Genomic DNA, 13,305 nt, shown 5'->3' with positions numbered 1-13,305 from the left:
GGAGAGGAGGAGTGCGGGGGCTCAGCCGAGGACTCGGCCGAGGAAGTCGCGGGTCCGCGGATTCTGCGGGCGGTCGAGGACCTCGCTCGGGCTGCCCTGCTCGACGACGAGGCCGTCGTCGACGAACACCACCCGGTCGGCGACCTCGCGGGCGAAGCCGATCTCGTGGGTCACGACGATGAGGGTGCGGCCGCTCTCGGCCAGCGACCGGATGACCTGCAGCACCTCCCCGACGAGCTCGGGATCGAGAGCCGAGGTCGGCTCGTCGAAGAGGATCACCTCGGGGTCGAGCGCGAGCGCACGCGCGATGGCCACGCGTTGCTGCTGGCCGCCGGAGAGCTGCCTCGGATAGGCCGTCGCCTTGTCGGCGAGACGGACGTGCTCGAGCAGGGCGCGTGCCCGCTCGCGGGCCTCCGCGGGCGGCTGCCCCTGCGAGATCGGCGCCTCGGTGACGTTCTCGAGGATCGTCAGGTGCGGGAAGAGGTTGAAGCTCTGGAAGACGAAGCCGATCCTCGCCCTCTGGCGCAGGATCTCCTTCTCGCGCAGCTCCTTGAGCCGACCGCCGCGCAGCCGCACCCCGATCAGCTCGCCGTTCACGGAGACGAACCCCTCGTCGAGCTTCTCGAGATGGTTGATCGCCCGCAGCAGGGTCGACTTGCCCGAGCCGCTCGGACCGAGGATGACCGTGACGGTGCCCGCCTCGACGCGCAGGTCGACTCCCCGGAGCACGGTCCGGTCGCCGTAGGACTTGGTCGCGTTGTGGATCTCGATGGCGGCGGTCATCGCGCACTCCTCAGGCCGGCGAGCGAGCGCCGCACCCGCTGGAGGGGCGTGGGCGCGAGCTCCCGGTGCGCGCCGCGGGCGTAGAAGCGCTCGATGTAGAACTGCACGACCGAGATCGCCGAGGTCAGCACCAGGTACCAGATCGTCGCGACGACGAGCAGGGGGATGATGTCCGTCGGGTACGTGCTGCCGAGGTTCTGAGCGACCCCGAACAGGTCGAGCAGCGAGACGTAGAACAGCAGTGAGCTCGCCTTCAGCAGGCCGATGATCTGGTTCACGTAGGCGGGCACGATCGAGCGGAGCGCCTGCGGGAGGACGATGCGGGTGAACTGGCGGCGCTGCGGGATCCCGAGCGCCTTCGCCGCTTCGTGCTGCCCCTGATCGACCGCGAGCACCCCGGAACGGACGACCTCGGCGCTGTAGGCGATCTCGGACAGGCTCAGGCCGATCACGCCGAGGGCGAGCGGAGGCAGCAGCGACACCGTCGGCACCGACCACTGCGGACCGAAGGGGATGCCGATGCCGACGGTCGGATACAGGTTGCCGAGATTGAACAGGAAGATGAGGACGAGGATCAGCGGCACCGAGCGGAACAGCCAGATGTAGACCCAGCTGAGCGTCGACAGCACCGGATTGCCCGAGAGCCGGGCTACGGCGACGACGATGCCTCCGACGAAGCTGATCACGGCGCTGATGGCGGTGGCGAGGAGCGTCAGCTGCAGCCCCTTCAGGATCGCCGGACTGAAGAGCCAGGTCCCGACCTTCGGCCACTCCCACGACGGGTTCGTGAAGAGGGTCTGTCCGGCGTTCAGCAGGAGCACGAGGACCAGTGCGGCGACCACCCAGCGCACCGGGTGGCGCAGCGGCAGCACCGGCCGCTCGCCGAGTCGGGCGAGGTCGATGCCTCCGGGAAGGGGGCCGGACGTGTCCCGCGGTCGAGGCGGCGCGATCGTGCCGCTCATGAGGCACGCCCCGTGACGCCACCGCGCAGGCGTGCTCCGCCGTCGGGCAGGGACGCGGTGAGCTGCGCGAAGGAGTCGTCGTGCGCGGTCCGGATCCTCGCGACGTCGAGCGGCCGATCGGTGAGCGTCCGCGCATAGCCGTGCAGGACGACCACCTCCGGAGGCTGGGTCACGTCGTAGAGCGGTGTGTAGCCCGCGGTGAGGTAGAGCCGCTGCGCCTCCGGCTGGAGCGGCCCGGTCGTGAGGTAGACGGTCGAGTAGCCGAGCCGGCGGGCCTCCGCCTCGAGCTCTGCGACCACGCGCAGGGCGAGTCCCTGCCGACGGTGCGCCGAGGATGTCCAGATGCGCTTGAGCTCGGCGGTCGTGTCGTCGAATCTCTTCAGCGCGCCTCCGGCGATCGCGGTGCCGTCGCGCAGAAGCAGGACGAAGGATCCCTCCGGCGGGGCGAACACCTCGCTCGGGTAGCGCGCGAGCTCGGCCGATGCCGGCTCGCCCCAGGCGGTGCCGTAGCGGGTGTCGTACTCGCGCTCGAGCTCGTCGAGCAGGGGCCGGGCCCGCGGGTCATCGGCCCGCACATGGACGAACTCGTCGGCCGCGACGGTGTCAGACGAGGACACGAGCGGCCTCCTCGGCGGCCTGGACGGCCACGGCGTCGCGTCGAGCGACCTCCTCGCGCACCAGCGGTATCACGTGGCGACCGAAGTCGAGGGTGTCGTCGACGTAGTCGTAGCCGCGCGCCGAGATGATGTCGACCCCGAGATCGACGTAGTCGAGCAGCGCGGCGGCCACCGTCTCCGGTGTCCCGACGAGGGCGTTCGAGTTGCCGCGCGCTCCCGCGGCGACTCCCGCCCTGGTCCAGAGCGCGCGATCGAAACGGTCGCCTGCGGCGGCGATCGCGAGGAGGCGCTGCGAGCCGGTGTTCTCCGGCGCGGCGAGGCCTCCGGGGGCGGTCTCGCGGGTGCGCGCCTCGATGCGGCGGAGGATCCCCTCCGCCTTCTCCCAGGCCTGCTCCTCGGTGGCCCCGAGGATGGGTCGGAAGGCGACCTGGATGCGCGGCGCGACGTCGCGGCCGGCCGCCGCCGCCGCCTCCCGGATGCTGCGGATCTGCTCGGCGGTGTCCCGCAGCGGCTCGCCCCAGAGCGCGTAGACGTCGCTCTCGGCGGCACCGACGGACAGAGCGGCGGGAGAGGAGCCTCCGAACGAGATCTGCGGCCGAGGCTGCTGCACCGGCCAGACGTCGCTGACGAACCGGGAGAAGCGGTAGTGCTCCCCGACGTGATCGAACGGCTCACGGGTCGTCCAGACCTGCTTGACGATCCTGATGTACTCGGCGGTGCGCGCGTAGCGCTCGTCCTTGCTCAGGTAGTCGCCCTCCGCGGCCTGGTCCGCGTCCGACCCGCCCGTGATCACGTGGACGCTCAGGCGGCCTCCACTCAGCTGATCGAGGGTCGCGAAGGCTTTCGCCGCGACCGTGGGGTAGGAGACGTTGGGCCGGTGCGCCAGCAGCAGCTGGATGCGCTCGAGCCGCGACGCGATGAAAGCGGCGGCGACGGCGGGGTCGGGGGCTCCGGAGTGGTAGGCGAACAGGATGCGGTCCCACCCGCTGTCCTCATGAGCCGCGGCCAGACGCACCGTGTACTCCGGGTCGAAGCTCGCGCCGCTGCGTGCTCGTGTCTCGCTGCCGTCGTTGAGCGCGGCGATGCCGAGGAATTCGATGGGCACTCGAGGCTCCTGCCTGTCGGGGCGCACCGTTCTGCACGCCGTGGGGGCCGACGCTAGGGTCCGCGGCCACCCGGCTCCAACCCGCCGCTACACACTTCTTCACATCGTCACGAGTCGTCACAGAGCGGCGTCCTCACGGGGGAAGGGTCATCGTGGACGCATGTCAGCGCCATCGGACGGGACCCGCTCCCTCGTGATCGTCGGGGGAGGTCCCCGCGCGGTCGGGGTCCTCGAGCGCCTCGCCGCGAACGCCGCCGAGGACGCCCTCGGGCCGGCCGCGCTCGTCGTCCACGTCGTCGACCCGTACCCCGTCGGCCCCGGCCGGATCTGGCGCTACGAGCAGTCGCCGCTGCTGAAGCTCAACTCGCTCGCAGCCGACGTGACGATGTTCACCGACGCGAGCGCGACGATCGAGGGGCCGGTGCGCCCCGGGCCCTCGCTGATCGAGTGGGCGGAGGCGGTGCGGGCCGGCCGGATCGCGCTCGCAGAGGGCGACGAAGCCGTGCGCCGCGAGCTCGACGGGCTCCGCGCCGACAGCTTCCCCACCCGCCGGCTGCAGAGCCTCTATCTGCGCTGGTTCCACCGGGAGGCGCTCGCCGCTCTCCGCCCTGACGTCGAGGTCCGCGAGCACGCGGCGCGTGTCGTCGAGGTGCTCGGCCGCGACGACGGTGCGCAGCGGGTCGTCCTCGACTCCGGCGACGTGATCGAGGCGGACCTGGTCCTGTTCTCGCTCGGGCACAGCGGCGCTCTGCCGACGGTCGACGAGACCCGGCTGGCCGGGTTCGCCGAGCGCCACGGCCTCGCCTACCTGCCGCCGTCGTTCACGGCCGACGCCGACCTCGGATCCCTCCGCGCCGGACGCGACGTGATCGTGCGCGGCTTCGGCCTCGTCGCGGTCGATCTCCTGGTGCTGCTCACCGAGGGCCGGGGCGGCCGCTTCGAACGGGACGACGCCGGCGGACTGCGCTACCACCCGTCGGGACGTGAGCCGCGCATCCTGATCGGCAGCCGCCGCGGGGTCCCCTACCACTCGAAGATCGGCTCGACGCTCCAGGGAGCCGCGCCCGAGCCCCGCTGGTTCTCGGCGTCCGTCGTCGAGGAGCTGCGCTCGCGACACCGCCCGCTCGACTTCAGCGAGGACGTCTGGCCCCTGATCGCCCAGGAGATGCTCTGGGGCTACTACCGTGAGCTCTTCACCGGGCACCCCGACCGGGTGAGCACCGACTGGACGCACTTCTCGGAGGTGTTCTCGCGGCTCGACCCGCGCGCCTCGGTCCTCGCCGGCTCCCGCGGCCCGCGACCCGAAGCGGGACAGGGGTACGCTCTCCCCGCACTCGGGGCCGACGCCGAGCGGGTCCTCGGAGATGCGCGGACCCTGACCGCGCTCGTCGCGGACACTGTGCCGGACAGCCTCGACAGGCTGCTCCTCCCCGATCTCGACCGCCCGTTCGCCGATGTGCGGTTCGCCGACGGCTCGGCGCTGCAGGAGGCGGTGCGCGCCTACATCCGGGACGACCTGGCTCTGCGCAGCCGGCAGGAGCACAGCGCCACGATGGCGCTCTTCCTCGCGCTTCTGCGCAGCCACTTCCTCGTCGCCGATCTCACCGCGTCCGCGAGGTGGACGCCCCGCTCGCGGATCGAGGATCTGCACGGATGGTGGCTCGGCTGGTTCAGCTTCCTCGCGAGCGGGCCGCCCGCGCACCGTCTCGAGGAGCTGCTCGCACTCTCGGACGCGGGCGTCGTCGACTTCCTCGGCCCGGGCATCCGTGTGGAGACCTCCGAAGAGGAGGGCCGCTTCGTCGCGAGCGGCGGGGCGACCGATCAGGTCGTCCTCGCTGACGCTCTCGTCGACGCGCGCCTCCCCCGGACGTCCGTTGCGAGGAGTGACGACGCGCTGATGCGAGCGCTCGTCGCGTCGGGGTCGGCGGTCGAGGACCTCGTCGACGTCGGCGACACTCTCCTGTCGACCGGGAGGCTGCGCGTGCACCAGGACGACACCCTGCTGCGCTCGACGGCGGGAGGCCGCGTCGGCCGCCGGTACGCGATCGGCCCGTACACCGACTCGCCGTTCGTCGGCGCCTTCTCCCGGCCGGGCACGAACGCGGTGTCGTTCCGCGAGAACGACAAGGTCGCGCGCGCGCTGCTGCGCCGCCTCCGCGCACTCGACGACGAGGAGCTCGTCCGAGCCGGCACCCTGATCCGAGGAGCACGATGACCGCCGCCCCACCCCTCAGCCTCGCCGTCGCCCTCGAGGGCGCCGGCTGGCACCCCGCGTCCTGGCGCGAGCCTGGCGCCCGTCCCGACGCGCTCTTCACCGGCGCGTACTGGGCGGACATCGTGCAGCGGGCGGAGCGCGGCGGGATCGACTTCGTGACGATCGAGGACTCCTTCGCCCTGCAATCGGCGGACCCCTTCCTGGCCGACGACCGCACCGACGAGGTCCGCGGCCGGCTCGACGCGCTGCTGATCGCCTCCTACGTCGCCCCCCTCACGAGCCGCATCGGTCTCGTGCCCACGGTCACCGTGACGCACACGGAGCCCTTCCACGTGTCGAAGGCCGTCGCGACGCTCGACCACCTGAGCCGGGGGCGGGGCGGTTGGCAGGTCAGGGTGTCGTCACGCGTCGACGAAGCCTCGCACGTCGGACGACGAATCGCGGCGATCGTGCCGCCGGAGCCGGGCACGCCCCTTCTCGAGGACCCCGCGATCCGCGCCGTCGTCGACGAGCTCTTCGAGGAGGCGGCCGACGCCGTCGAGGTCGCACGGAGACTCTGGGACAGCTGGGAGGACGACGCCGAGATCCGCGACGTCGCCACCGATCGCTTCCTCGACGCCGACAAAGTGCACCGCGTCGACTTCGCAGGACGCTGGTTCTCGGTGCGCGGCCCCGCGATCACTCCCCGGCCGCCGCAGGGGCAGCCCGTCGTCGCCGCGCTCGCACACGCCGACATCCCGTACCGTTTCGCCGCGCGCTCGGCCGACGTCGTGTTCGCGACGCCTCAGAACGCAGCGGACGCCGAGAGGATCCTCCAGGAGATCGCCGAGGCGGAGCGCGGGGCGGGGCGCACGGGCGAGCGCCTGCGGGTCCTCGCCGACCTCGTCGTCGTCCTCGACACCCCGGCGGAGTCCGCCGCGGCCAGACTCTCGCGCCTCGACGCTCTCGGCCGACCGCTCACCGGCGACGCCGCCGTCGCCGCCGGGTCGGCCGCGTCCGTCGCCGACCGCATCGCCGAGCTCTCACGGCTCGGCTACGACGGCGTCCGCCTCCGACCCGCGGTTCTCGCCACCGATCTGCCGCTGATCGCCGACGACCTCGTGCCCGAGCTGCGCCGACGCGGTCTGCTCGTCGGGACGGAGGAGGGCCGCACCCTCCGCTCAGCCCTGGGCCTGCCCACGTCGATCCCGAACCGCTACGCCTCCGAGGAGCAGTCATGACGCGGCGACCGAAGCAGATCGTCCTCGCCGCCTACGTGGGCGGGGTGAACGAGCACACCCTGTGGGAGCACCCCGACGCCGGCAGCCAGGTCGACTTCTCGACGTTCCGCCGCGTCGCAGAGACCGCGGAGCGCGGGCGATTCGACTACTTCTTCCTCGCCGAGGGTCTGGCACTGCGGGAGCGCGCGGGGCGCCCGTTCGACCATGACATCGCCGGACGACCGGACACTCTGCCGCTCCTGGCCGCGCTGGCCGCGGTCACGGAGCACATCGGCCTGGTCGGCACGCTCAACGCGACGTTCAACGAGCCCTTCGAGCTCGCCCGTCAGATCGCGACCCTCGACCACCTCTCAGGCGGACGAGCGGGGTGGAACGTGGTCACGTCCTTCGACGCCTTCACGGGCGCGAACTTCCGCCGCGGCGGCTTCCTCGACCGCGCCGACCGCTACGCCCGTGCCGAGGAAGCCGTCCGCGCGGTGACGACGCTCTGGGACACCTGGACCTCCGACGCCGTGCGAGCCGATGCCCCCTCCGGCGAGTTCCTCGCCGACTCGTCGACGGGGTCGTTCGCCGTCTCGAGCAGCCAGTTCGACGTCTCCGGCCGTTTCACCGTACCGCGCAGCCCGCAGGGCCGCCCGGTGATCGTGCAGGCGGGCGTCTCTCCGCAGGGTCGCGACTTCGCGGCGTCGAGCGCCGACGTGATCTTCTCCCCCTACCACCGGGGACCTGAGGCGCACGAGTTCGCGCGCGACATCGCGGCCCGGGTCGCGGCGGCGGGTCGCCCGGCCGGCTCCGTGCGGATCCTCCCGTCAGCCGCCGTCGTCCTCGGCGGCACCGCTGCGGAGGCGGAGGAGAGAGCGCGGTGGATCCGCGATCAGCAACTCACACCGCGCACGATCCAGGTGCTCTTCGAGCAGGTCTGGAACCGGGACCTGTCGGGCTTCGACGTCGACGGGCCGGTACCCGATCTCGAGCCCGACCTCGAGGCGCCGCCGCTGATCGAGGGCCGCGCACTGATCCACGGTGATCGCGCGGGGACCGTGCGCGCCTGGCGTGCGCTCGCTCAGGAGCGCGACCTCACCCTCCGCGGTCTCGCCGAGACCGTCTTCGACCGCACGGAGTACGTGGGCACGGCTGAGCAGGTCGCCGACCGTCTCGACGAGTTCGTGCAGAGCGGAGGCGGCGACGGGGTCGTCCTCGGATCGCACCTGCACCCGGGTGGTCTGGACGAGTTCGTCGACCGCGTCGTGCCGCTGCTGCAGGAGCGCGGTTCGCTGCGCACCGAGTACGAAGGCACGACCCTGCGGGAGAACCTCGGCCTGGAGATCCCCGCCCGGCCGTGACCTCATCCCCTCCGCCCCTTCTCCGACCTCCGAAGGAAGACCATGACCGACGCCTACTACGACCGCGCAGCCGACCGCCGCTACACCGCCGCCTACAAGAAGGAGACCCCCGACGTCCTTGCGGCGTTCACCGCCTTCGACACCGCCGTCTTCGCTGCGCAGGGTCGCGAGATCCCGCTCAAGTACCGCGAGCTCATCGCCTACGCCGTGGGCATCAGCAAGCAGTGCGTCTACTGCATCGACGGCCACGGCCAGAACGCCGTGCGCGCCGGTGCGACCGAGACCGAGCTCGCCGAATCAGCCTGGATCGCGGCCGCCATCGGAGCCGGAGCCGCCTTCGCGCACGGCCGACTCGGCTTCAAGCTGACCGAGGACCACCCGCACTGATCGTGCCCCCGCCCCAGTCCCTCCTACCGATCGGCCGATCATGACGAACGAACCCGCCTTCAGCATCACCCTCACCCCCTTCGACGAGGACTACTCGCCGGCCCAGAGCTCCCGGATCACCACCAACTTCGCGAATCTGGCCCGCGGCGAGCGCCGCCGGGAGAACCTCCGGACCGCGCTGCGGATGATCGACGACCGGTTGAACGATCTCGTGCCGGGCGACGATCCGAGCCGCGGCCGCTACACGGTCGGGCTCGACATCGTCTCCGTCGGGCTGCGGCTCACCACGGGCGGCGAGGACCGGGAGTTCCCCCTGCTGGAGGTCCTGCGCACCCGGATCCTCGACCGCCGCACCGGCCGATGTCAGCCGGGGACACTGGGGAACAACTTCTCCTCCTACCTCCGCGACCACGACTTCAGCGTGCGGCTGCCGGCGGTCAACGCCGCGCAGGCCGGCTTCACCGTCCCCGACGACTTCGGCGTCCTGCACGGCGCGCTCTTCCAGCACTTCCGGTACTCCGCGCAGTACGCGGAGCTCTCGTCGACGCCGCCCGTCATCTGCATCAGCGTCTCGACGAGCAGGACGTACCGGCGCACCGGGACCCTCCATCCGATCCTCGGCGTCGAGTACCGGCAGGACGAGCTCTCGCTGACCGACCGGTACTTCGCGGAGATGGGCCTCGGGGTCCGCTTCTTCATGCCGCCCGGCAGCACGGCGCCGCTCGCGTTCTACTGCGGCGGCGACCTGCTGGAGGACTACTCGGACCTCCAGCTCATCGCCACCATCAGCACGATGGAGACGTTCCAGAGGATCTACCGGCCCGAGATCTACGGCGCGCGCTCGGCCGCCGCCGACGTCTACCGGCCGGACCTGGAGCAGCAGGACTACGTGCGGCCCGCGGTCTCCTACGACCGCGAGGAGCGCGGCCGGCTCGCGGTCGAGCAGGGGCGGTTCGCGGAGGAGCATCTCATGAAGCCGCACGGGGAGCGGCTGCGGCAGTGGGCCGCCGAGTACGCGGAAGCGGTCCGATGAGCGCGCGCGGAGCCTCGGCGGCCCTCCCGCTCCTGCCCACCTCGATCGCCGGCAGCCTGCCGAAGCCGTCGTGGCTCGCGCAGCCGGAGACCCTGTGGTCCCCGTGGCGGCTGACCGGCGACGCCCTGGCCGAGGGCAAGCAGGACGCCCTGCGCGCCGCTGTCCACGAGCAGCACCACCGGGGCCTGGACATCGTCAGTGACGGGGAGCAGACCCGGCAGCACTTCGTCACGACGTTCATCGAGCACCTCACGGGCGTCGACTTCGAGCGGCGCGAGACGGTGCGCATCCGCGACCGGTACGACGCGAGCGTGCCGACCGTCGTCGGCGCCGTAGGGCTCGAGAGGCCCGTGTTCGCCGACGACGCCCGGTTCCTGCGCGAGCAGACCGATCAGCCGATCAAGTGGGCGCTGCCCGGCCCGATGACGATGATCGACACCCTCTCCGACCGGCACTACGGGAGCCGCGAGAAGCTGGCGTGGGAGTTCGCGACCATCCTCAACGAGGAGGCGCGAGCCCTCCAGGACGCCGGAGTCGACATCGTCCAGTTCGACGAGCCCGCCTTCACCGTCTTCTTCGACGAGGTGCACGACTGGGGTGTGGCCGCGCTGGAGAGGGCGGCGGAGGGACTCCGCATCGAGACCGCGGTGCACATCTGCTACGGCTACGGGATCAAGGCGAACACCGACTGGAAGGCGACCCTCGGGTCGGAGTGGCGGCAGTACGAGGAGTCGTTGCCGCTCCTCCAGCAGTCCTCGCTCGACATCGTCTCGCTGGAGAGCCACCACTCCCACGTGCCGATGGAGCTGATCGAGCTCGTCCGCGGCAAGAAGGTCATGCTCGGAGCGATCGACGTGGCGAGCGGGACCGTCGAGACGCCCGAGGAGGTCGCCGACACCCTGCGCCGCGCCCTCCGGTTCGTCGACGCGGACCTGCTCCTCCCCAGCACGAACTGCGGCATGGCGCCGCTGCCCCGCGACCTCGCCTGGGGGAAGCTCAGCGCGCTGAGCGCGGGAGCAGCGATCGTCCGCGAGGAGCTCGCGCCCTGACCGGCCTCCGGGGAGACGGGTCGCGGCCGGCCCGTCTCCCCGGAGGTCCCGCCCGCCTCACCCCTCCGCTCGCGCCTCCTGCGCCGCGATGTCCTTCATCGCCAGGTCCGCCCGGCGGAACTGGTCCGTCTCCGGAAGCGCGAGGTGCAGTCCGGCGACGGTCGTGAGCGAGACCGTCACCTCGGCCACGGTCACGTCGAGGACGTGCCCGCCCTTCTCGCGGGCGTCGTCGACGTAGTGCAGGTGGTACCCGGGGACCGACACGGCCTGCTCGAACTGCGGAGTGCGGAAGCCCGCGATCGTGCCGCGGGTGTCGGCGATGCCGGTGACGCTCTGGTGGGCGGTCGCCTCGATCAGGGGCGGGTACGGCTCGGTCTGCGCGCCCACGGTCCGGGTTCGGACCTCGGTGAACCGGCCGTCGATCCGCAGGGCGACGGGGATGTTCCCGCCGTCGACCGCGTCGTCGATCAGCCGGGTGAGGCCGGCGAGACCGGTCGGCTCCTCCACCGTGAACGTCGTGGTCGCGTGGAAGGGCAGCACGGCGGCGAAGGGCGTCCGGTCGTCGCCGTCCGCGACCTGGACGGAGCCGTCGCTGCGCAGGTGGTAGCAGACGCCGTCGACGATCACCATCTCGCCGTCCAGGTGGTTGAAGGTGCCCAGCCCGAGGTCGCCGTGGGTGAGCAGCTCGCCGATCGTCAGGTCCCCGTCGTAGACCCCGGCCAGCAGGGCGGCCATGGTCGAGCTCTGGTAGATCGCGTAGTCGTCGGTCGAGTCGACCGTGTGCGTGCTCATTCGAAGGCGTCCTCGACCAGGTGGGCGGCGATGTCGACGTTGCGGCTGTAGTCCACCGCGACGTCGATGATCGAGACGCCCGGCTCGGCGAGGGAGGCGCGGAAGGCCTCCTCGAACTCGGCGAGGCCGCTCACCCGCCTGCCCGTGGCGCCGAACGCCGCGGCGAACTTCTCGATGTCGTAGTCGCCGAGCTGGACCCCGGACTTGCGGCCGTACTTCAGCAGCTGCTGGAAGCCGACCATGTCGTAGGTGTCGTCCCGCATGATCACGTGCGTGAACGAGAGGCCGAGCCGCGTCGCCGTCTCGATCTCCGTCGCGGAGAACAGGAACCCTCCGTCACCCGAGACGGAGACCACCGGGGTCCCGGGGCGCAGGAGGCTCGCCGCCATGCCCCACGGGAAGGAGACGCCGAGGGTCTGCTGCCCGTTCGAGAAGAGCAGGTGCTTGGGCTCGTACACGCGGAAGTGCCGGGCCATGAAGATGTAGTTCGAGCCGATGTCGCACGCCACGGTGGCGTCGTCCGAGAGCAGGTCGCGCATCAGGAGCACGAGGCGGGCGGGATCGACGGTCCCGGGAGCCGCCTCGGCCGTCCGCGCCGCGTCGTCGATCCGCTCCAGCTCGCTCCGGTGCCGGGCGACCCGGTCGGCCGCGTCCTCGTCGAGCTGCAGGCCGGAGACGAGGGGCGTGAGGGCCGCGACCGTCTGCGCGAGATCGCCCTTCAGCTCCAGCGCCGGCAGGTAGTGGTTGTCCAGCGGGGCGTCGACGGAGTCGATGTGGACGATCCGGCGGTCGACGTCGCTGTTCCAGATCACCGGGTCGTACTCGACGGCGTCGTAGCCGATCGCGACGACGAGATCGGACTCGGCGAGGGCGAGGTCGGCGGGCTGGTTCTTGAAGAGGCCGACGCGGCCCAGGTAGTGGTCCTCGAGCTCGCGGGAGACGAGGCCGGCCGCCTGGAACGTCTCGATCACCGGCAGCTCCGTCTCGCTGATCAGGGCCCGCAGGGCCGCGACGGTCTCCGGCTCCGACGCGCGGAGGCCCACGAGGAGGACGGGCCGCTCCGCGGTGTTGATCAGGTCGGCGGCGTGCGTGAGGTCCTCGGCGCGCGCCGGACCGCTCGTCGGCCCCGTGGCCGCCCGGGTGATGACCTGCGAGGTCGGCGCGGCCATCACGCTGGCCGACAGGACGACCGCCGCGGCGCCTCGGGGCTCGGTGACCGCGGCGCGGAAGGCGTTGCTGACCGCCTCCGAGACGTCGTCCGGATCCGTCGACTCGACCGTGTACTTCGTCACGGTGGTGAGGAAGGCGGCCGCGTCCATCGACTGGTGCGTGCGCTTGAGGCGGTCGGAGAGCTGCACGGCCCCGGCGAGCGCGACGACCGGGTCCTGCTCCGTGTTGGCCGTGAGCAGGCCGGTGGCGAGGTTGGTCGTGCCGGGGCCGGAGGTCACGAGGACGACACCCGGGCTGCCCGTCAGCCGTCCCACCGCGGCGGCCATGAAGGCGGCGTTCTGCTCGTGCCGGCAGACGATCAGCTCCGGCCCCTCGTCGGCGAGGACGTCGAAGACCGCATCGATCTTCGCTCCCGGGATCCCGAAGACGTACTTCACGCCGTTGGCGGTCAGGGTCTCGATCACCCGCCGTGCACTGCGCGTCTCGACGTTCGGCTGCTCCATGGTCCGCTCCGCTCTCTCCTCGGTTGTACCGACGAGCGTAGGAACGGGGGCACCCGGAGCGACCCGGTCAGATGACTCGTTCCCACCGGTGCATCTCCGGCGGCGTACCGATCGCAGTGACGGAGC

The 13,305-nt window shown here is 71.7% G+C and carries 12 protein-coding genes; 6 read left to right on the top strand and 6 right to left on the bottom strand.

Going from position 1 to position 13,305, the window contains the following annotated elements; all coding sequences use genetic code 11:
- Positions 1-21 precede the first annotated feature (21 nt).
- From C5D36_RS09560 to C5D36_RS09545, 4 genes are read right to left on the bottom strand one after another with little or no spacing between them, the layout of a single operon-like run.
- Positions 22-783 carry an amino acid ABC transporter ATP-binding protein gene (locus C5D36_RS09560; RefSeq protein WP_104295714.1) on the bottom strand — a complete coding sequence of 254 codons (762 nt, stop codon included), beginning with the start codon at positions 781-783 and terminating at the stop codon, positions 22-24.
- Positions 780-1,745, bottom strand: a complete 966-nt coding sequence (locus C5D36_RS09555) for an amino acid ABC transporter permease (RefSeq protein ID WP_104233982.1) — start codon at positions 1,743-1,745, stop codon at positions 780-782. Before C5D36_RS09555 ends, C5D36_RS09560 begins: the two co-directional genes overlap by 4 nt.
- Positions 1,742-2,362, bottom strand: coding sequence for a GNAT family N-acetyltransferase (locus C5D36_RS09550; RefSeq protein ID WP_219812286.1), 621 nt, complete (start codon positions 2,360-2,362; stop codon positions 1,742-1,744). Before C5D36_RS09550 ends, C5D36_RS09555 begins: the two co-directional genes overlap by 4 nt.
- A complete protein-coding gene (locus tag C5D36_RS09545) occupies positions 2,349-3,467 on the bottom strand; it encodes an LLM class flavin-dependent oxidoreductase (RefSeq protein ID WP_104295713.1) in 1,119 nt (372 codons plus the stop codon). The genes C5D36_RS09550 and C5D36_RS09545 overlap by 14 nt, the downstream gene beginning before the upstream one ends.
- Before the next feature lie 160 nt (positions 3,468-3,627).
- Here C5D36_RS09545 and C5D36_RS09540 point away from each other — a divergent pair, with 160 nt between their 5' ends.
- The 6 genes from C5D36_RS09540 to C5D36_RS09515 are packed head-to-tail and all read left to right on the top strand — an operon-like array spanning position 3,628 to position 10,714.
- A complete protein-coding gene (locus C5D36_RS09540; protein ID WP_104257615.1) occupies positions 3,628-5,682 on the top strand; it encodes an FAD/NAD(P)-binding domain-containing protein in 2,055 nt (684 codons plus the stop codon).
- Positions 5,679-6,902, top strand: coding sequence for an LLM class flavin-dependent oxidoreductase (locus tag C5D36_RS09535; RefSeq protein ID WP_104226542.1), 1,224 nt, complete (start codon positions 5,679-5,681; stop codon positions 6,900-6,902). The genes C5D36_RS09540 and C5D36_RS09535 overlap by 4 nt, the downstream gene beginning before the upstream one ends.
- Entirely contained in the window at positions 6,899-8,245 is a 1,347-nt protein-coding gene (locus C5D36_RS09530) for an NtaA/DmoA family FMN-dependent monooxygenase (protein WP_104223292.1), read from the top strand. Before C5D36_RS09535 ends, C5D36_RS09530 begins: the two co-directional genes overlap by 4 nt.
- Before the next feature lie 42 nt (positions 8,246-8,287).
- Positions 8,288-8,632: a carboxymuconolactone decarboxylase family protein gene (locus C5D36_RS09525; protein WP_104295712.1), complete on the top strand. Its 345-nt coding sequence runs from the start codon at positions 8,288-8,290 to the stop codon at positions 8,630-8,632.
- A 40-nt stretch (positions 8,633-8,672) separates the two neighbouring features.
- The gene (locus tag C5D36_RS09520; RefSeq protein ID WP_104295711.1) at positions 8,673-9,665 is read left to right on the top strand and encodes a putative oxygenase MesX; all 993 of its coding nucleotides are present in this window, start codon (positions 8,673-8,675) and stop codon (positions 9,663-9,665) included.
- Positions 9,662-10,714, top strand: a complete 1,053-nt coding sequence (locus C5D36_RS09515) for a methionine synthase (protein ID WP_104262243.1) — start codon at positions 9,662-9,664, stop codon at positions 10,712-10,714. The genes C5D36_RS09520 and C5D36_RS09515 overlap by 4 nt, the downstream gene beginning before the upstream one ends.
- Before the next feature lie 57 nt (positions 10,715-10,771).
- Here the strand turns inward: C5D36_RS09515 and budA are convergent, their stop codons facing one another.
- Complete coding sequence (budA, locus tag C5D36_RS09510; RefSeq protein ID WP_104226545.1) at positions 10,772-11,506, bottom strand: acetolactate decarboxylase; 735 nt, start codon at positions 11,504-11,506, stop codon at positions 10,772-10,774.
- Positions 11,503-13,179: an acetolactate synthase AlsS gene (gene alsS, locus C5D36_RS09505; RefSeq protein ID WP_104255917.1), complete on the bottom strand. Its 1,677-nt coding sequence runs from the start codon at positions 13,177-13,179 to the stop codon at positions 11,503-11,505. Before alsS ends, budA begins: the two co-directional genes overlap by 4 nt.
- Between the last annotated feature and the right edge of the window lie 126 nt (positions 13,180-13,305).

Source organism: Rathayibacter sp. AY1C6 (assembly GCF_002931535.1).
Classification (GTDB): domain Bacteria; phylum Actinomycetota; class Actinomycetes; order Actinomycetales; family Microbacteriaceae; genus Rathayibacter.
The sequence above is the reverse complement of the archived record's forward strand: the minus strand, read 5'-3'. Positions and strand labels throughout refer to the sequence as shown.